Here is a 20,951-nt window from a genome sequence, read left to right as displayed (position 1 = left end):
CGGTTAAATTGGGAATAGCGAGAGTTGAGATGATATAGATTTGACACGTCTTTCCTTTGGTGCATCTGCTATTCCAAAATGCCAAAAGTTGAGCCAAGCGCATATAATGGAAACACCATCGACGAAGAGTTAGAAACAAAGAAGCGGGCTGGAATTCCTTTACCTTCTAGGATCCAGCCCGCTTCCCAACTTCTGGTGGTAATTATAACAAAACTCGTCCCATGTTGCAATAGCTAATTTCCCATTATTCAAAAAATCGTATTTTCATAAACACTTGCCCAAAATTTGTTCAAAAAATCCTTAAAATAGTCTCAAAGATACAAAAATGGCCCGCAAATTTGTACAAAATGAGAACTTATCATTTTAATCGGCAACATCGCAGACCGCCAAAATTCTGTCATGCGCTAACTATCTGTTATTTAGCACATTACTGTTTTTTTATCAAACTGATAACGTTTCATAAGTTTATCCGCAACCCAACCTGTCTTACCGATTACTGGTTATCATCGACAACTAGTTGATATTTAAGCTTTTACTGATTACTGGCCACCGATCACCGATCACCGCACGTCTTGGCACGCCCCTTGCTTCACCAATGAGTGAACAATGAGGGTAATATGAAACCCACCAAAAAAAATCAATGGTTAGTGATAGTTATGACAGCTGGGTTATTGATCACCCATGCATGTGGCTCCAATCCATCATCCTACGGGAGCTATAAGGCAAATAGCGCGGTTGAGGGTGGCGACCCCGCAAGCGTCACCAACACAGCAAACAGCCCCGCCGAAATGAACGTTGGGGACATATATACAGTGACCTTTGATAATAAGGAGGATGGCGTTATAGATTTTGAAGGAACAGACAGTTCGGCTCAGTTCATCCTAGCCATTGGGTCCTTAGACACGATCCAGACATCGAAGACGGTTCAGCTGGCAGACGAAGGGGCCGAGATGGATATTACCGAAGCCCCCGAAGAGATACTTGGCGGTGAAAATTGGACAGATATCAGCGCGAACGACGCGCTGGAACAAAGGCTAAGAGGCGCTGAGATGGAACTGTCGCTGGATCCTGATATTTCAAAAGCATCCCCTTTAATAAACGAAGCGGCCGGTGCTATGAAGGCTATGGTCGGCGCTTCAAGAACGGTCGCGCCGGCAGTGGGAGATTCGGAATCGTTCAAGGTCCTGGCGGGACTCTCATCGCTCAGTTCATACAAGACGATTCAGGCCAAGGCAAAGTGCGTTGCTGACAATGTTGTATTCTATGTTGATACACAGGTTGAACTATACAATCCGGACGATCTTACAGATTCGGATGTCAACTCGCTCTGTGCATCGTTTGACGCCGTCGTAGCAGAGGAGTTCGATTTGTTCGGCGAGACTTCAGATGTCAACGACGACGGTCGCGTTGCAGTTCTCATGACGCCTCAGGTCAATCGTCTGGGAGCTATGGGCGGAGGTATAATAACAGGCTTCTTCTTTGCAAACGACCTCTATTCAGGCTCCAACTCGAACTTCAGAGAGATAATATATGTCCTCGTCCCCGATTCGAAAGGAACCTACGGAGTAGCGATACCAAAGGACTTCGCAATGGACAATCTTCTCCCCGCCGTTCTCCCGCATGAACTACAACACGCAATAAACTACAACCAGAAAGTATTTGAGTCGGGAATCTCTGCCGAAGAGAACTGGATGAACGAAGGCCTCTCTCACCTAGCGGAAGACCTTGTCGGATTCAATCAGGAAAATCCTTCGCGCATCGAGGTCTATTTGAACAATACCGGGTCCTATGGACCGATAAGCGCCGGCTCTCCCAATCTTGCGGAACGCGGAGCCTCTTACCTGTTCCTTCGCTATCTGTATGAACAGTCGGCGAACGGGAAAGAATTCGTATGGAACCTTCTGCATTCCGACAAAACAGGAGTGGAAAATCTCGAGGCGGCGTTTGCCGGGACATCCTCCGACTTCGATCAGATATCCGAATTCTTGCTGAGATGGGCTTCTGCAATGGTCATGTCGAGCTTCAACCTAAGCAAAGATGCCAGGTTCTCGTACAAAGAGAGGGTGCTAAATCCATCAACCAATCACTATGAAGGCGTATGCCTTGACTGCGATACGGAAGACGGCCGGGGAACTATCCTCAGCGGAATGACATTGGCCACCTACTACTGGGTCTCGCAGACAAGTATCGAAGCGACGGCATCCAAATTCTATAAGGTGACCTCGTTCCCAAATAAAATGGATATCTCATCCAATTCGACCGGCTCCTACGGCGCCACGCTTATAAGATTTAAGTAGTAAAAACGTTAAAAAAACACCCACTGGGTGAAAACATACCCGCTATTTTGGCCACAGTAATCGGTGATCGATAAGTGGTTAATCAGTAACATCTCAATATTATTGAATTATTATAACGGCTCATAACTTTTTGTAGACCCAAATCTTGGCACAAGAATTGCTTTCTACAGTCAGTATGAGGCGTTATTGGGGGGTAATAATGTTATCCGTTCTGGTTGGAATATATGGGTGTGGAAGCTCAACCTCCGGTCCTAGCATAGATTCAAAGGCCCAGACCAGCGGCGGCGCAGAGGATAGTAATGTGGTGGCTTCCGTTTCTGCGATGACCAAGGGTGATCTTTATTATGTTACGTTCGATTCCAACGGCGATGCGGCCATCGATTTCACCGGAGCAAGCGCAGGCACGGAATATACCCTGATGGTTCAGTCAACAAACCAAATTTCATCAAGCGTTTCAATAGCACAATCCGATATTTCGATGAACCTTGCAGATACATTTGACCTTGTACTGAGACAAAAGGAGAATATCCATGCCGAGGACGGAGATCTGCCGGTGGCAAGGGACGATACGTCATTTTCGGTGGGCAAATCGGTGGGCGATACGAGATCTTTCATATCGCTCACGAACATATCCGGCACCACTTATGAAACGGTCAATGCAGTGGAAAAGTGCAGAGACGATCATATCATCGTCTATCTGGACTCAAGGGTCCCATCGTCGGACATGTCTGACACCGATATAGCCTCGCTGTGCGGCAATTTCGAATATGCCGCAGCTACGGAGGAGACAATAATAGGAGGCCCGTCGGACGTTGACGGCGACGGTCATGTTGCGATACTTATCACGCTTTCCGTGAACAAAATGGGAGCCAGTGGCGGCGGAATCATCACCGGTTATTTCTACTCGGACGATCTGTACGCATATAATGCCGGTAGCAATCCAACATCCAACGAGATGGAGATCATTTATGTACTTGCGCCCGATCCCGACAATGAATACGGGGCGGTCGCCATATCGAATGATTTTGCCACTGAGCAACTCCTGACTGCCGTGGTCCCGCACGAGCTTCAACACGCCATCAGCTACAATCAGCACGTTCTTATCAACGGAGGAAGCTCCGAAAACAGCTGGCTCAACGAAGGAATGAGCCATCTAATGGAAGATGTGGTCGGATTTGGGCAGGAAAACCCGTCGCGCATCGAAGGGTTCCTTAATTCCCCCGGCTCAACTTCACTATCTCCGAGTTCATCACCGGGGCTTAATTCACGAGGCGCTGAGTATCTCTTTTTGGAATACCTTTATGAGCAGGCGGACGACCCCAACGGGTTCCTTGCCGCGCTTGTCGATACAAGCAATACCGGAAAGACGAACATAGAGACATCCTTTGCCGGAGCAGATGCCAATTTTGATGAATGGAGCGAATTCATGCGCAGGTGGGGTGTCGCCCTCGCGCTTACCGATACCGGGATATCATCGACCGCACAATACCAATACGATCCAAGAACATGGAATTCCACCACATCTCATTGGCAGGGAGTGTGCGTTATTTGCGCCGCCGAAGACGGCGCAATCAGGAACACAACGCTTACAGGTCCTTATATGCAATCGCTGACTGGCAGCTCTATTTCCCTATCCCTCTCAGGGACGGCGACTGCCTTCTATTCAATAGCATCTCCTCCAACGACCGTAACCTTGAGCGGCTCCTCCAGCGCCGGACTTCAGGGAGTCCTTATCCGTACGGAATAAACGAATATTTTTATTTTGATTTAATCTTTCTGCGTGATAGAGGTTGAACCGCTTAAACAAGGGGGTCAACCATGCAGGGAATAGAAAATTTTCTGGTAAGTGCAAGCGACCTCGTCTGGGGGACTCCCCTTTTGATCCTTCTCTGCGGAACACACATATTCCTGACGATTCGATTAGGCTTCATACAAAGGTATATATTCAAGGCCATAAAGATATCCTTCAGTTGCTCTAAAGAAGGAGAGGGAGACGTAAGTCAGTTCGGGGCCCTCGTGACCGCTCTGGCCGCGACCATGGGAACCGGCAACATTGTGGGCGTCTCCACGGCGATAGCGCTGGGAGGCCCTGGGGCGATACTCTGGATGTGGCTGACGGGCGTTTTCGGCATCGCCACAAAATATTCGGAGGCCCTTCTTTCCGTTAAGTACCGCGTGATAAACAAACAAGGGATGATGGCCGGCGGACCGATGTATGTCCTTGAGCGGGGAATGAACGCAAAATGGCTTGGGGTGATATTTGCAGGACTAACGGCAGTGGCCGCGTTCGGCATAGGTAACATGGTCCAGGCGAACTCCATATCGCACCTTGTAAATGAGACCTTCCACATATCGCCGTGGATAACTGGCGGAGCGCTGACCATTCTCACGGCGTTTGTGATCTTGGGTGGCATTAGATCGATAGCCAAGGTTTGCGAAGCGCTTGTACCCTTCATGGCAATAACATACGTGTTCGGATGTCTTATACTTTTAGGCCTTAAGTATTCGACCATTCCGGACTCGATAATGCTCATAATAAATTCCGCATTTACCGGACACGCTGCCATGGGAGGCTTTGTGGGCGCAGGGATCAGAGAGGCCATGAGATACGGCGTTGCGCGCGGCCTCTTTTCGAACGAATCAGGCCTCGGGAGCGCGCCTATCGTGGCCGCCGCCGCACAGACCAAGAATCCGATAAGGCAGGCTCTTGTGTCATCTACCGGAACTTTCTGGGATACAGTGGTGGTCTGCGCGATAACGGGTATTGTTATCATCAATTCGGGTTTTTGGCAACAGGGGCTAAACGGCGCAAAGCTCACCAAGGAGGCTTTTTCGGGGATACCCTATATAGGTCCGATCGTATTGACCATAGGACTTCTCACTTTTGTATTTTCGACCATCCTTGGATGGTCCTATTACGGCGAAAAGGCGGCAGAGTATCTTTTCGGGACCGGCGCAATAAAACCTTACAGAGTCATGTGGGTAATGGCGGTGATGGTAGGCTCCGTCTCTACACTTCCTGCGGTATGGGCCTTCGCAGATATAGCCAACGGCCTCATGGCGGTACCTAACCTTTTATCTCTTATCGTGCTAAACGGGGTGCTCGTTTCAGAGACCAGAAAATATCTGTGGAGCGGTAACATCGAAGAGAGTTCGCGCGAAACAACCCATCGCCTCAACCCTTTATCACCCCAAGAAGAACAAGCTTAGCAGTTTTTTGGAGCGACCCAAAAGCGACACCATCGATCAGAAATCGGATATCTGACTTCTCTGCCTCTTCTTCATGTGAATTCGCGCTGGTAGATGTCGATCATGGAAAGGAGAAGCACGCCAACAAGAGGCCCGATAATAATGCCGACAGGCCCGAGCCACAGACCGCCTCCGACAAGACAAAGTGCGAGAAGTAACGGGTTCACATGCACGGCGCCACGCATCACAAGCGGCTTGATAAAATTATCGGCCATGGAAACCAGCCCGATCCCATAAACTAGAATAAAGATCCCCCACCCAACGTCCCCGGTTATAATAAGACCTATCGCGGCGGGGACATACATCAAGGGTCCGCCAACCACGGGTATCATGGTTACACCTATGGCAACAAGTCCCCAGACAACGGGGTTCGATATCCCCGCTATCGCAAAACCGATACCTATCAGGATGCCCTGAGCAATAGCTGTCGCCACCATTCCAAGAAAAGTCCCTGAAATCACCCGTCTTATCTCTTCGGATAGTATGTCTTTATGTTCGTCCTTGAGCGGCGTGAGCGAGATAATCGTGCGGTAGATGTTCGGCCCCTGGGCAAAAAGGGCAAACATGAAGATAACCATCAAAAAAACGCCGCTTATCATGCTTGCCGTTGCCGCGACTACTCTCGGTGAATATTGATAGAAGACCTTGCTGAGCGACGCAAGAACTACCAAGAGCTCGGCGCGGAGGTTGAAATCCGACGGAAGCCAATCGGAATATTCGGAGGCCTTTGCCGCAACCCAAAGATTAGCCTGATCAACGACACCGGAGAACTCTCCGCTTTGTAGCTGGATCGAAATATAATGTATAACGCTGTTCATATTGGCCATTATTATCCCTACTATGATAGCGAACGGCGTAATAATGCACAAAGAGACCAGTATAGTTGTAAAGAACGAGGCGAGATACCTCTTTCCCCCGACCAGTCTTAAAAAGAGGCCGTAAATAGGGTTAAAGATAATGACGATAAGGAGCCCCAAGAATGCCGGGATGAAAAACGGTTTAAGTATCCTGGCGAATGCCACGATAAGGACTAAAAAGAGGATGATAAAAGCGATTTTTGTCGGTCTGTTTTCCATAGTGAAATATCAAATATCACAGTTACATCAAGGTGTCTATCCGTCTTTTTAATGGCAAAAAAAAGCCCCGTTCTTGCGAACAGGACTTTTTAAAAATGAGTTTTGCTGGATCCTTCGCCGATCACATCCATTCGTATTCAACGACATCCTGCGGCTCAAAGAAATAGCTCACTTCGAACTTTGCGGTCTCGGGAGCATCGCTTCCGTGAACTGCGTTGTTCTGTATGTCGGTACCGTAGTCGCCTCTGATGGTTCCTTCAGGCGCCTTTGTAGAATCCGTCGGGCCCATTACATCACGCCATTTCTTGATGGCTTCTTTCCCCTCAAGGGCCAGCACAACAACAGGGCCTGATGTCATGAAACCAACAAGCGGCTCAAAGAAGGATTTTACCTTGTGAACGGCATAGAAACCTGCTGCGCGCCTCTTGTCCAGCTGAAGCATCTTTATGGCCACTACCTTTAATTCATTCTCTTCGATCCGGTTCACGATCGCTCCGATCACTCCCTTTTGGACCGCGTCCGGCTTGATTATTGCCAATGTTCTCTCGGTGTTCATAAATATCTCTCCTTTTTGTTTGACCGGCGGATAACCTACATAAGAGGTCTTAATGTGTCAAATCAAATTAATTCAAGTTAATTCCGTCTATATTTTCCGGAGCTTCGTATCCCATAAGTTTTAGATAGGTCGGGAATATATCGACCGTTCTCATGGGAACATCCGGAAGCTTAATATTAGAGATCACAGGCACAATCATATGTTCCTTGTGCAAACTTCCATGGCTCGACCTGTGCTCCGGATTCTCATATTTGACACGCAGATCGTACCCCGGCGTCGCACTGACCACAAGATCTCCGCACCTGGGCGAAGTGAATATATGGGCAAGTTGGTATGGGGCATCGGGATAGTCGGAATCAATGGTCGATGAAAGCATCTCTCGTGAAGAATGAAGCGTGGTTCGTGCAGCGTCAAATGGATAACCGAACGGGTCCTGTTCTTTTACGAAATAGCTTATTCGGTCCCCTTCCATCTTGACCTTGGCCCTTCCTCTCTTGGTCCAGACAACTATGTTATTCTCACGATCGCGCATGGCGATAACGTCAACGGCCGGTTCGGCCAACAGCTCTTTGAGCAGTCCCGGATACATCGAATTGATGTCCTCTATGGTTGCGTGTCCGCTCCAACCTTCTTCTTTTCTAAAATAGATATGGGTCATGCCGTTCCCGGAGACCATGCTGGCAGCAGCGCAATCCTTCCGGTAGATAAGAGGGAAATAAAAGGTCTTGATACCGCGGTCTTCCAAAAACGTGTTCACGCAGAAATGTGTATGGGTCGCGGAAAGGCCGTGATCTGAGACGATGAAAAAGAGCGTGTCGTCCCATTTATTATCGGCCTTTAGCTGACCGATGAGCTCCCCCACACAATTATCGAAGAATTTATACTGTTCTATCGTTGATCCGTGCTTCGGATGATTCATGTGGGAATATTCATCTATCCCCGGAAGGACCGCAAAGAGAAAATCAATATCCTTCTTCGCCACCTTCATCGCCTTTTTAAAACCGCAACCGTCAACGAATTTCCATCTGTCGGTAAGATGACCGTAATACCAATACCACATGCGCATTATCTTTGTCAGGTTCCTCTTGCCAACACCTCTGTTTATCGAATTGAATATGGAATAGGACCTGGGAAGGATCTCGAAGACATTATATATGTCGTTACGCATGTCTGAATTGATCCTGAAGGTCTCGACCCCAACGTAGCTTCTATACCTTCCATGAGAACCGAAAGAAAGAACGGAGCCGTGACCGAAATTGTGGTAGAGTTTTTTGTCGAACCATCTGATGCCTGGAACGTTGCATGTTGCGGGAAGGCACCCAGTCAGATACGGAATGTGAGCCGGGCCGGTGGTAGACGGAAAGACGGTCACTGCGCGCCTTATCGACCCTTCGGCCAAAAGTTCTTTATTGATGTTCGGAAGCTGGCCCTGAGCGATAAGCTCGCTCAAGACATCGTGCTTTGAGCCATCGGCTAAAAGGATTATACAACGTTTAAATGACATTGAATGTTATTTCTTCTCGTTCCTGATCGATGTGAGCTTTCTCTGCATCCTGCCGACAAGGTCCTGAAATCCACCCTTTTTAATGATGGAGTCGAACTGATATTTATAGTTATCAAGAAGGCTGGCACCGTCCAGAATGACGTCGAATATCTTCCATTCGTCGGCCTCTTTTTTCAGCTTATAGTCGATGCTCACCCTGATATCCTCGGACTTGACAAAGACAGAGGTCCTTGTCAGGGCTCTGGTCTTTTCGGGGTTAAGGAGCTTGTCTCCCCTGTATGATACAGTATAGACGTTCTGACTCTTTGCCTTCTTCTTTCCCTGTTCCTTTGAAAGTATAGCCCTGTTCTCAAGAAGGTCGGTCATTAGTTGGACAAAATCGTTGCGCTCTTTCTCTGTGAGCGGGGTCCAGTGTTTACCAAGGGCAAGCCTTGAAAGTTCCCGAATATTAAAGGTTCCGTGCAGGATCTCCTTTTTAAGGCTCCTGTTGAACTCCTCATCGGCGGGGGGAAGAGCGCCTGTCTTATAGTCGTCAAGCTTATCATCAAGGTCCTGAATAGCCCGGGTTGGTGTTCCAACCGAAGCCTTTGCCGCCATGACAGAAGAAGAAACAAGAGGCAAGAGGCAAGAGGCAAGAAGCACGATAAAAGGCGATGCAAGATGCAGGAAGCAGGAAACATGATAAAACCTTCTTGCTTCTTGCTCCTTGCCTGCTCCGAGCTTTGTCGATGGGCTTCTTGCCTCACGCTTTGTGTCTCGTCTCTTCATTTCGCCACCTCCGGAAGCAATCCCATCTTCTCGTCCAGCTGAGCCAGCGCGGCGTTATAATCGAAGACCGCTTCAAAATACCTGCCGCGCGTCATCAGGACAAGCTGGAGCGCATCCACTATATCCTTTTGTTCTCCAACCCCTATATCGTAGTTGCTTTGCGACAGAAAGAGTAGTTGCCTTGCCGCCTTTTCCGCGTCCCTCGCCGCTTTCAAGTTACCCATTGAGGTCTTTGCCCTCAAAAATGCGTCCCTGACGTCAAGCTTGATCCCCTCTTTTGCTATCATCTGTTCAAGGTTAAGTTTATAATACTCGCTCTTTGCCTTGCTTATCCTTGCCACATTCCCGTGAAAATCCCACTTACTTGAAAGTTGAACGCCAAAACCGGCGCGTGTGAAGCTAAATGGATCGTCAAAATCGTCCTTTGTCGTGACATTATACATGGGGCCCACGGTACGTCCCAGTTCGAAGAATGCACCGACGCCAAGGTCCGGGAACCATTTCTTCTTCTCCAAAAGATACTGGTTCCTTTTTACATCGAGCCCCGCTTTGAGCAACTTAACATCCGGCCTGTTGGCCATAGCAACTGTAACATAGTCGGCAAACGATTTAAGGTTCGCTTCGACGGGTCTTAACTTATTTGAGAATACGGTAAAGACCGTTCCCGAAGCAAGCCCCATCTGGACCCGCAGTCCTTCTAGGGCCAAAGTTTCCTTCTGTCTCGCATCGGCAAGGCGCCTTTCAAGGTCGTAGAGGAAGACCTTCATTTTAAGGCTATCCATCGGCGAGCTTACCTCTTCGCTCTCTTCGTCCTTGTTCTCGCGCTTTGCTATTTCATCGCTGAGACGTTTGTGCGCTTCGGAAAGGAGCCTTCCCACCTCTTCCGCAAGAAGGATACCATAATAGAGTTGCCTGACCTTTGAAACAAGCGAGTTCTTCTCTTGAAAGGCATATGTCTGCGCGGCCTGGATCCCGCTCCTGGCCATCTCTTCCGCAAGAGAAAGTTTGCCGAAAGAGTAAATGGGAATGCCCATGTCAAATTTCACCCTATTCCACCATGACCATTCGCCTGAGAAGAAGCTTTCGACGGCTCTCTGCGCGTTTTGCGGAACGGGCGCCGTGCGATATTCAAAGTTGAGTATGGGCCATCCGATAGCTGACGCCTCCATTAACTGCGCCTTTGCGGCATCAATACCGTAACCTGTCGCCTGCAATTTGGCGTTGTGTTCCAGCGAGATCCTCAAACAGTCTTCAAGGGTAAGCTTTAACGGGGCCGTCTCCATCAGGGTCGCCGGTTCGGCCAAGATACCTTTTAAGAACGGGCTTTGTTCATCTCCATCATAATCAAATTCGTCACCCAGCGAATCACCGTCGTAGGCTGTCTCTTGAGAGACCTCTGTAGCCGGCGTTTGATGAATGGTATTTTGCGATGGAGAAGGGGCTGCGGCATCTTCTTTTGCCGCCGAAGAAGCAAGCGGCAAAAGAACCACCAACAAAGCGGAAAATAAGGATATTTTTAAAATTCTAAAGGCCATTTTGTTAGCGCGCTAGTAGCTAGCAAACAACGCCCCCAAATGCAAACGATTTCCGTTATCCCGGTGCAAGGAATGAAACCCGCCTGATGGCTATATATTTGATCAGGAAAATGACGGTCAGGGTGCATAGGGAGATTGCCAGGATTTTTTGCGTTGAGAGTGAGTATGCGATAGCAAAGTCATATGAGCCCGTTGCACGAGTCCCGTAAATTTCATTTTATCAGACATTGGTCATGGTTTTCAAGATTGCCAGCAGATATTCCAGCCGGTCATTTTGAAGTAAGAGTTTGGGAGTGAGAGGAAAGTTGGCATAAATAAATTGGTTTGTAATGTATGTGTAGCGTGGTTTTGCTGGCGGCGGCAATTTGACAAAGCGGTGGTTTTATGGCATACAGTGTTGCGAAGGAAGGAGATGCCATGGGATACAATTTTTTTGAATACAATCGGGAACAACGGTATTTATTGCCGCCGTCACTTCAGGAGTGGGTTCCAAAGGGCGATCTTGCGTGGTTTGTTCTAGATGCTGTGAAGCAGATGGACCTAAGCGAATATTACAAAGGTTATCGCACAGATGGCAGTGGTGCAGCGGGCTTTGATCCTTCGGTGATGGTAGCGATATTATTGTACGCGTATTGCGTAGGAGAGCGATCATCGCGAAAGATCGAACGACTGTGCGAACGAGACGTGGCGTTTCGGGTAGTTGCGGCGAATCTAACACCTGATCATAGCACGATCAGTCGATTTCGGAAAGATCACCGGGAAGCTATTGGCAAGTTATTTACCGAGATACTCCGGATATGCGGGGAAGCTGGATTGGTAAAAGTGGGGGTCGTGGCAATAGACGGGACGAAGATAGAGGCGAACGCATCGTTGGCGGCGAATCGGACGCACGACCGTTTGCGGAACGAGGTTGAGAAGATATTGGACGAGGCGGATGCGATAGATAAAGCAGAAGATGCTTTATATGGCGAAGGCAAACGCGGAGACGAATTGCCGGAGATAGCAAAGCGCGAAGAAGAAGAGCGGGAGAGCGGCCAGAAAAAGAGTGGGCGTAAGCCCAAGGAGCCAGACAAGAATCCTGATGCTGAAGCGAAGGCAAACGTGACCGACCCTGAGAGTCGAATCATGAAGACGCGAAAGGGTTACGTTCAGGGATACAACGCGCAGACGGCGGTAGCGGAGGGGCAGATTATAATATCAGCCGGGGTAACGCAGGAAGAGAACGACGTGGGTCAGATGCATCCGATGCCTGGCAAGGCGAAAAAGGAATTGAAAGCGGCTGGGATAGCGGGAGAGATGGAACACGCGTTGTTTGACGCCGGATATTGTAGCGAAGATAATTTATCGAAGTTGGCAAAAGACGGGCCTGAGGTATTTGTGGCGACGACGAAGGATTGGAAACAGCAGAAGGCGCAGAAGGATTGTGGGAGTCCGCGAGGAAGGATGCCGAGGGGATTGACGAAGAGAGAGCGGATGGAGCGCAAACTGATGACAAAGGCGGGGCAAGAGATGTACGGAAAGCGAAAGATAATTGTTGAGCCGCCGTTTGGACAAATGAAAGATGGACAAGGTTTTAGACGGTTCATGGTGCGCGGAATGAGATCGGTCAGTAGCGAGTGGCGATTAATGTGCGCTTCGCACAACCTGTTGAAACTTTGGCGCAGCGGGATGCAGAAGGTTCTTGGAAAGTGGCAGACAGCTCTGGTCATGTGTTAGGTGGAGTAGCCTACAGAGACACAATTTGAAACTATTTGCCGAAATATCCGCGAAGTATTTTGAAAATTGAAATTAAAGTCAGATAAAACGAAATTTACAGGACTCGCGCAACGGGCTCTTGTATGAGGCGAATCTTGCGGTTACCGGGGGCCTAGGTGTATTCCAAACAGAAGCTGAACCAAAGGCAACTCTTGCCAACGTCAATGAAGATGGCTGGATTTGGATCCGACGCGATTGATACAACGATAATGGTTGTGAGTGCAGCATTAGTAATACTAGCCGCGTTTTCTGGCAAACGCGGAAGCGGCGGTCCGGTTCCTGTGATGGAGGCGCCAAGTCGTGGTCCAGTAACTGGAAGGCCGATAACTCTTGCCTTGCCACAGGGTACGATTGAAGCTATCAAGGAGGCCATGATGGGAAAAGGAAGAAATATGCCGACGGTGTATCTAAGTAGTGGGAGTGGCGTTAGAAACACGTCAGATAGGGAAACAGAACCTGCCCGAAAAAAGAATGTGTTTGTAGATTTTCATGATGATACGGCACTCCGGATCGTTAATGGTGATGGAGATTTTAGTGTCGGAAGCGCTAAAATGCAGGTCGATCTGCCCAAAATTATGGCTTCAGGAAAACTTGGAACGTTATTTTTTTCGATCTGGAGCGATCCTGTCTTTCGTGGACAAGAGGGTTTTACAAATACGTTGGATATCGCAAGAACCTTAAAGGAAACATTGGCACGCCATGAAGGACAACTTCAAGTATCAACAACGAGATCCGACATTGAAGGCGCTATAGGCGGCGGAAAAGTGGCTGTGGTACTTGCTGTAGAAGGTGGACACTCTATCAATAATAGCTTGGATAACCTAGAAGCATTGTACCGAGAAGGAATAAGATTATTAACGCTCACACATTGGAATGCAACAGAATGGGCCGGCAGCGCACACGAAAGTAGAGAAAGAGGATTAAGTGGTATTGGAACAGATGTTATTGCCACTATGAATAGACTTGGCATGATAATAGATGTTGCACACGTTTCGGAGCCAACTATATTTGATGTTGCCAGAGTTTCCAAACAGCCATTTGTTTGCAGTCATGGTAGTTCTAAATCTATTTATGACAAGGATAGGGCACTGTCTGATGATGCCATAAGAGCAATTGCTAAAAGTGGAGGCGTAATAGGCATAACATTTTTTCCCGAACAGCTCACGTCTAATCCATTTATTGAAAAAGATGCCATGACTAAGATGTTGGGCAAATTGGCAGAAATAGAAGGTAATGAAAATCTGCTTCCCGCAGAGAAAGCTCGTTTAAGTCACCGTGTTCTATATAACGACTACAAAGTGCCTTCATTTGTTCCGGGGCTGGATGCTGTTTTTAAACATATCGATCACATAACGCGACTGGTCGGTGATAAACATGTTGCCATAGGCTCTGATTTCGATGGCGTTCCCTATTTCTGCAAAGGCTTGGAAGATGTATCAAAGTTAGATAATCTGGCCGAGCTGTTAGCGACTCGTGGTTACTCAAATGCAAGCGTCGGAAATATAATGGGTGGTAATATTCTGAGAGTGATCGACAATGTGATGAAGTAATATGGACATTATATGAACGTTATTCATGTAGACATGCCGATGTTAGACACGTGGAACCAGCCCTGCTTTCCTTTGGCATCAGCTATCTTAGGTTCAATATCTAAGGCAAATGGCCTATCATGCTTATATGTTGAAGGAAGCAGGATATATTCCGACATTTGCAAGATGCCTCAAGAGAAGATTTCTATTCCGGAAAGATGCATAGATAATATTTTTTCACAAATTATCGCTATTGCCCCAAAGATCATAACCTTTTCGATCAATCACTGGAATCAAGGTCTCTGCTATAGGATTTTGGATAGATTGTTTCGCAGCAGATTTTCAAGGTCGAAGGTGATTTTAGGTGGGCCGCAGGTGACTCTAGTTTACGAACATTTATTCAGCTTTCTTAATGAGCGATTCAAAGATGTTTTAAACGACAGTCTTTTTCTAGGCGTAGGAGAGGCCGAGGTTGTCTATGAAAAGTTTATAAAGAATGTTTGTGCCAGTGGCATTGCTGATACTTCAAATGAGAAATTCCCCGGCGGCCACTTGAAAAGCGGCCACTTGTGAAAACCGTTGTTCCTCTTTTTAAAAAAGAGTTCTTTGAAACAATGGGCACAGGCCTGGATATTTAATTCCCCTGACTTGTTTCGTCTACATTATTTTTCCTCCGATAATTTGGCTCATAATAATCGTGGATCGTATTGTTTCCGCCTATCGCGGTTACAGCCCCCATCTTATAAACTGATTTTAATCCCCTGCTGTAACGCGAGTTCTTTCGCCCATACACAACGCCGCCGCTTGTCCTCTCAAGTTTTACTAATCCGGCATAACTTAAATAATGCCCCGCATCTATAAATCTCCCAGGTGAAACTACTCGCGAAACTATCTTTACTGCCCCAATTATCCCGATACCAGGCAAACTCTTCTGATGTCTTATCTCCGCGTGTTTCCGAGCCAGCTTCTCAAAATCCTCCTCATAGATATCTTTCTCCCTCTTGCAACATTCAAGCTGCCTCTCCATTCCCTCGATAACCCTCTGTTTAACTGTGCCCTTCAACCGAGTTCCGGTCGATTCCTCTCCCGTCAAACCGCTTGTTTTTAACAATGAATATCGCTGGTTCTTCAGCCTTACCATCGCCTTCACCAGATCATCGTATCCGCTCACTAAACGCCGCAGTTCCAAAAAACCTTCTGCCGAATGATATACTTCCTTCAATAAATTTGCCCGAAGCAGCTGCACTAACTTCACTGCGTCTATCTTGTCTGTCTTGGCTCCTTCGCTTAATAAATGGTTCCGTACTGGATCACATATCACCAAACGATCCACGTGACCCTTCAGCTCTGTGTATAGCCACTGTGATGTCGTTGTCTCCTCCAGCGCCAGTATCTTGCTCCCTCGTAAAATGCCTAAATATAACTTTAGATCCTCAATCTCTGACGGAACATCCACAACGGTCACCTTGTTCGACTTCCCGGTCATTCGGGCGATCGCCATGTTTTTTATTGACCAATCGACCGCGATGTAGTGATTATACTCCTTGCTCATAGTCTCCCCCCTTTTTTTGCTTGGCTTCATTGCCAGCAAAATGACCATCCTGCTAAAACAGGTTAGTGTCCATAAAGCCTTCCGGCTTTAGGGGGAGACCTTTTTTTCTATTCTATTGCGTGTTTTTTCAAAAAAACACTTATGAGTTTGACATCCATTATCCAAAACTTGAACGTCATAAGCGCAAGTGATTGTTTTTGAACGCTAATTTCCAATAAGCGACAGGGTGTCGCCACGGGCGTTTACCGGGGATATGTGCCAATATAATATAAGGGAAGGTAATTGTCGGTTTTGACCGGCCGGTAACAGAAGAGAATTGGAGGGTATGACACGTTGTTAGACCGGGATAGGATTTGATTTTTGAAAGTTTGTAGCCGGTGTTGGCAACCTTCGCAAAGCAGTGTTTCACACCGCTTTGAGCATCGTTTAATAATCAATTGGGGTATATATCCCCCGCGCACCAGCTCCTTACGGGCTGGCGCGGGGATGTTTAAAAGCTACTCACCACAAGTCGAAGCCGGTAGAGTGTTCATTATGAGCTTGGGTTGAGGCGCACCGTCCATAATGGCGGTTTTGACGGTTACGCTCTTTGCAAATAGAACACTGAGAAGCATCTGGGATGCTGCACCAAAATAAAGACGCGTCAAATCTATATCATCTCAGCTCTCGCTATTCCCAATTTAACCGGACAGTTTGCTCCGTGACGGGTGGTTCTAGGCGAGCTCGACGGACTTGACGGTCGTGGGTTTTAGGGGAAGCGTGAAGAAGAAATTAGAGCCTTTGCCGGGCGTCGACGTCAGCCATATGCGCCCACCGTGCAGCTCAACCACTTTTTTGGAAATGGCGAGACCTATGCCGGGCCCGTCAAACGGCTTGGTGATAACGTCATGCGCCTGCGAGAAACCTTCGAAAATACGGCCATGTTTATCGGATGCTATCCCTATGCCTGTATCACGAACACTTATCTTTAACATCTCGCCCGCCTTTTCGGCGTCGATGACTATCTCTCCGTTATCGGTATATTTGACCGCATTCGCAAGCAGGTGCGTGAAGAGCTTACCCAGCCACTCTTCATCGCCATAGATCGAAGGCGTATTCTCGGTAAGAGTAAGCCTTAACTTGGTATCATTGTTAGGCGAAACGCCATCGGCTATCTTGTTCAGAATCTTTGTAATATTAAGCCTTCTCACATTAAGAGAAAGATGGTTCGCCTCAAGTTTTGCAAGATCCACCATGGAAGTGACGGTTTCGAGAAGTCTTCTGCCCGACGTTCCTATCATATTAAGATGATCTTTTTGTTCTGAGCTAATGGGACCGTCCCCGCCCTCGGCCATGAGATCGGCAAGCCCTATGATGCTACTTAAAGGCGTCCTTAGTTCATGAGACACGTTCGAAAGAAGCTGACTCTTTAGCCTTCCTACTTCCTGTAATTTCACGTTCCTTCTCACGATATCTTCATAAAGGGTTGCGTTGTAGATGGCGATCGCAAACTGTCCGCCCAGAATATTCAACAGCTCTCTCGTGGGCCTGTCATATATATCGCCTGACTTCTTACTACCTATATTGATGACACCTAAAAGAAGCCCTCCTGTAAATATCGGAACGCAGGCCTCGGCGTGGAACTGAACGCAATATTGAAGCCCGTCGCCTTTCACCTTTATGAAATCGCGGCTGTTAACAAGCTGAGTGCGCGATATCGTGCGGTGATAATCCTTAAGCCATTTCAAAAAATCATTGATGCCGTCGACCTTAAACGAGGATGGTTTGGAACCGAGCGACTCTTTGACCGTATATTCGCCGTTGTCCTTGAGGAGCAACGAGGCGTCATCGCTTCCTACTATCTCACAGACCACCTGCAATATGGCGCGGTAGAGACTTCTCTTATCTTGAATGGAATTTATATGATGGAGATAGTGTTTGAATATCTCTTTGTAATCATATTCCGACCTTCTTAGGATATATCTTCTGGCAAGGGTCGAACATCTTCTCCATTTTGTATAGATATAACTCGCCGCAAAAAGAAAAAGCGCAACGGCAAAGCCTACCATCCATGTAGACGCCGCAACGCTTAAAAATTGATATCCCCCCAAAGGATTTCCCACAATTCCCCCATTTAATGTCAAAGGTCGAATAACTCTTCCAACTTTCAATTATTATTCTACTAGAAAATCAACAAGTTGGCAACTGAAATTAATGTAAATTGTACGAAAAATTATAATTTGCCTAAAAAAGGCGCTCATGGTAAAAAGTTTTATATGAAAAAGTTACTGTCACTCATTTTGATCGCCTCTCTAACAGTTGTCCTTTCATCTTCCTGCAAAAAGCCGCAAAAGCAGAAGACATCAGTTCAGCAGACGATAGAGACCCCCGTGATGCAGATGGCGGAACCTGCTCAGGTCACCAAAGCAATGCCGGGAGTGGACCAACCGACGGAGCCAATTCCGGAGGGTAAGCAGATACCGACGTCGCCTGCATCCCCCACCATCGTTAAATCCGCGACCAATGTTGAGCTAATAATAGACGCCTCGGGAAGCATGAGCTCTCCTATCAGCCAGACAATAAAGATCGACGCCGTAAGAGCGGCCCTTAAGGAGATATTCACCGCCCCGGTCCCTGCGGAGGTTGGAACACGCAAGATTGCGATAAGAACGTACGGAGGCGGCTCTCCATCCGACAAGGAAAATTGCGCAGACACTTTTCTTGAATTCCCCATGGGAAAATATGATAGTACGGCTTTTAACGCGGCGCTTAGCAGGATAACACCTCAGGGAGTTTCTCCGATCGCCTTCGTTCTTGAAGAGGCGAACAAGGATTTCACGGAGAGCGCGGAAACAACAGACAACCTTTTAATACTCATCGCGGACGGACTTGATTCTTGCAATGGAAACATAATGGCCGCGGTTGAAAGGCTGCACAATGGACCGGGAAGAGTGATAGTCGATATCATCGGCTTTGATGTAGATCAGGCAACGTCAGACGCCTTCAAAAAGATAGCCGAGGCAGGGAGCGGAACTTTCTATCTTGCACGCTCGGACGCCGAACTGGCGTCGGCCCTCGATCAGGCGATAAGCGCCAACCTTCCATATAATCTCCGCGTAAAGGTTTTGAGCGGAGCAAGTCCCGTTCATTCCCTGATAACGATCTTCCGCGCGAACACCCAGTCGGTCGTCGACAGAAGCGAATCACCCGGATTCAAGTTCTTCAGACTGGCGCCCGGAACATACGATATTCAGGTCGAATATACGGATTCTATCGAGGCATCAAAACCTGCAAAGATAATAAAAGGCGTCGATGTTACCTCGACATCAAAGACGGAACAGATAGTGCAGTTCGATCTCGGAAACCTTAACTTAATAGCGCTTGACCAGGACGGCAAGGATACGAAGACCAACATCTATATAAGAAGGGCTGGAACAGAAGATATCGTCGGTCAGCTTAACGCTGTAACGTCCCCTCAAATGGTCCATCTGACCCCCGGCTTGTACGATATTGATGCCGAGACGGCTGTTGAAGGAACAGCCGCGCTCACGACCCAGGCCAAGGGGGTTGAAGTAAAGACCGGCGAAACCACGGAGCTGACACTTAAATTCCAGACGGGCAAACTTTCGCTCAAGGCTCAGAACGTCTTAAAAGAACCCATTCCGTTCACATACAAGATAACACAACCTGAATTGACCGAATCGCTCTTAGATGGCGAATCGATATCGGAAGGAACGGTCATCGATCTTCCTCCGGGGAATTATGATGTATATGTAATGTGGTCTGATCCCGTACTCCACGGAAGCGCCGAGGCAAAGCTCTCTAACATACAGATCAACGGCGGCGAGACGCTGGAACAGCTGGTCACCGTTATAACCGGTTCCGTTAAGCTTTCGGGCAAGGACAGTTCCGGCAAATACGTTTACACCGAGTTCGCTATCAATAAAGAAAAAACGCAGGATACCCTTATAACCGTGGTTGCCGACACCGAACCGGTAATGGTCATGCTGGCCCCTGGCGTCTACGATATCACTGCCACCAACACCACATCAAAGATAGTACCCGCCCCGAGCGTTGCATGGGAGTCGACCACTGTCAAAGAAGGCGAGATCAAGACACTTGATGCGGTATTTAAGCTCGGCTCAATAAAACTCATCGGAAAGAACGCAAAGCAGCAGACCATACCCACAACCTTTACCGTATACCGCGGCGGAACCGATGACGCGTTGGTATCCGAAGAATCGGAACGTGAATGGACAACCTTTACACTCACCCCGGGCCTCTATGATATCAGGGCCGAAGAGACGCTGGCAAAGACCGATCAAAAACCGAACGTGTGGTTCTATGATGTGGAGATAAAAGAAGGCACCTCTATCACTAGCGAGGCCGTTTTCACTTCGGGCAAATTGAAGCTCCTCTGCCGCGGTAAGAACAATGTCGTCCTTACCTGCGAGTTCAACGTCTTCTCTTACGGTTCGGATATCGCCCTTTTCTCAGGCACAACGACAGATGACTGGAAAGAGTTCGATATACCGCCCGGAAAATATTATATGGAAGCGGGCTGGAACGATCCGGTGGAAGAACAATTCCTCAAAAAGTGGATCAATCTCTCCATAGACGAAAACCAGATAGTCGAGCAAATCCTTAGATTCTAATTAGAGTCTAACAGGAATTCTTATTTATCGTCGAACACGCTACGGTAGTGGGAATCATACTCCGCGGCATCCATAATGCGCTCGGTCACCTCTTCGGTTATCTCTTCGGTATCGAAATCGGGCAATAGGCTCCTTTTGACCCTCTCCTTCACCCTCTCCTTCAGCTTTTTTCTTTCAACAACTGGCTGGCCTACGGAAACAAGCCCGTTCAAACTTTTGGCATCACGCTTTAGAGCTTCATGCACAAGGTCGAACGGCGGATCGATATTCGTAGCGGTAGCTCTGGAATCGGTAGCGGACGAATCTTTGGAGACACCGTCCTCAGCTGTCAATATTGACTGTATCATCTTCAGTATCATTTCACTGTGGTTATCGCATCTTTTCCAAAAAAGTTGCTAAATAACCGGCCGGAAGTTGAAGATAAATTTGAGTCAAATTTAATAAAGTGGGATATCTATTGGATATATAATAGGAATTAGCAATTAAGTAAAGATCC

Annotated in this window: 15 protein-coding genes; 7 read left to right on the top strand and 8 right to left on the bottom strand. The window is 47.8% G+C overall.

Translation table 11 applies throughout. The annotated features are described in order from the left end of the window. The first annotated feature begins 617 nt into the window (after window positions 1-617). The 3 genes from COV46_08590 (at window position 618) to COV46_08580 (ending at window position 5,507) form a co-directional block, all read left to right on the top strand. Window positions 618-2,297 (top strand): hypothetical protein, encoded by a 1,680-nt coding sequence (locus COV46_08590; protein PIR16379.1) that lies wholly within the window; start codon window positions 618-620, stop codon window positions 2,295-2,297. A gap of 199 nt (window positions 2,298-2,496) precedes the next feature. Then, on the top strand, window positions 2,497-4,044 hold the full coding sequence (locus COV46_08585; GenBank protein ID PIR16378.1) for a hypothetical protein: 1,548 nt from the start codon (window positions 2,497-2,499) through the stop codon (window positions 4,042-4,044). Between the two features lie 71 nt (window positions 4,045-4,115). Then, a complete protein-coding gene (locus COV46_08580) occupies window positions 4,116-5,507 on the top strand; it encodes a sodium:alanine symporter family protein (protein PIR16377.1) in 1,392 nt (463 codons plus the stop codon). Window positions 5,508-5,578: 71 nt separating this feature from the next. Here COV46_08580 and COV46_08575 read toward each other — a convergent pair whose 3' ends face one another. The 5 genes from COV46_08575 to COV46_08555 form a co-directional block, all read right to left on the bottom strand. Beyond that, the gene (locus COV46_08575) at window positions 5,579-6,622 is read right to left on the bottom strand and encodes a hypothetical protein (protein PIR16376.1); all 1,044 of its coding nucleotides are present in this window, start codon (window positions 6,620-6,622) and stop codon (window positions 5,579-5,581) included. 121 nt (window positions 6,623-6,743) lie between these two features. Then, on the bottom strand, window positions 6,744-7,178 hold the full coding sequence (locus COV46_08570) for a nucleoside-diphosphate kinase (GenBank protein ID PIR16375.1): 435 nt from the start codon (window positions 7,176-7,178) through the stop codon (window positions 6,744-6,746). Between the two features lie 67 nt (window positions 7,179-7,245). Then, the gene (locus COV46_08565) at window positions 7,246-8,682 is read right to left on the bottom strand and encodes a hypothetical protein (protein PIR16374.1); all 1,437 of its coding nucleotides are present in this window, start codon (window positions 8,680-8,682) and stop codon (window positions 7,246-7,248) included. Window positions 8,683-8,688: 6 nt separating this feature from the next. Continuing rightward, window positions 8,689-9,450 carry a hypothetical protein gene (locus COV46_08560; GenBank protein ID PIR16373.1) on the bottom strand — a complete coding sequence of 254 codons (762 nt, stop codon included), beginning with the start codon at window positions 9,448-9,450 and terminating at the stop codon, window positions 8,689-8,691. Next, a complete protein-coding gene (locus tag COV46_08555) occupies window positions 9,447-10,985 on the bottom strand; it encodes a hypothetical protein (protein ID PIR16372.1) in 1,539 nt (512 codons plus the stop codon). The genes COV46_08560 and COV46_08555 overlap by 4 nt, the downstream gene beginning before the upstream one ends. A 417-nt stretch (window positions 10,986-11,402) precedes the next feature. Here COV46_08555 and COV46_08550 point away from each other — a divergent pair, with 417 nt between their 5' ends. From COV46_08550 to COV46_08540, 3 genes are all read left to right on the top strand, one after another. Continuing rightward, complete coding sequence (locus COV46_08550) at window positions 11,403-12,701, top strand: transposase (protein PIR16391.1); 1,299 nt, start codon at window positions 11,403-11,405, stop codon at window positions 12,699-12,701. Window positions 12,702-12,904: 203 nt separating this feature from the next. Further along, window positions 12,905-14,290, top strand: coding sequence for a hypothetical protein (locus COV46_08545; protein PIR16371.1), 1,386 nt, complete (start codon window positions 12,905-12,907; stop codon window positions 14,288-14,290). 12 nt (window positions 14,291-14,302) lie between these two features. Further along, entirely contained in the window at window positions 14,303-14,842 is a 540-nt protein-coding gene (locus COV46_08540; GenBank protein PIR16370.1) for a hypothetical protein, read from the top strand. 61 nt (window positions 14,843-14,903) lie between these two features. Here COV46_08540 and COV46_08535 read toward each other — a convergent pair whose 3' ends face one another. Continuing rightward, window positions 14,904-15,869: an IS110 family transposase gene (locus tag COV46_08535; GenBank protein PIR16369.1), complete on the bottom strand. Its 966-nt coding sequence runs from the start codon at window positions 15,867-15,869 to the stop codon at window positions 14,904-14,906. Between the two features lie 665 nt (window positions 15,870-16,534). Next, window positions 16,535-17,869, bottom strand: coding sequence for a hypothetical protein (locus tag COV46_08530; protein PIR16368.1), 1,335 nt, complete (start codon window positions 17,867-17,869; stop codon window positions 16,535-16,537). A gap of 207 nt (window positions 17,870-18,076) precedes the next feature. Here COV46_08530 and COV46_08525 point away from each other — a divergent pair, with 207 nt between their 5' ends. After that, a complete protein-coding gene (locus tag COV46_08525; protein ID PIR16367.1) occupies window positions 18,077-20,455 on the top strand; it encodes a hypothetical protein in 2,379 nt (792 codons plus the stop codon). A gap of 20 nt (window positions 20,456-20,475) precedes the next feature. On the opposite strand, the gene COV46_08520 is transcribed toward COV46_08525, so the two are convergent. Then, window positions 20,476-20,814, bottom strand: coding sequence for a hypothetical protein (locus COV46_08520; protein ID PIR16366.1), 339 nt, complete (start codon window positions 20,812-20,814; stop codon window positions 20,476-20,478). Window positions 20,815-20,951: the final 137 nt, after the last annotated feature.

The sequence above is a fragment of the Deltaproteobacteria bacterium CG11_big_fil_rev_8_21_14_0_20_49_13 genome (assembly GCA_002796305.1).
GTDB lineage: Bacteria > UBA10199 > UBA10199.
Note: the sequence above shows the minus strand (reverse complement) of the source record. Positions and strands in the feature narration are given on the sequence as shown.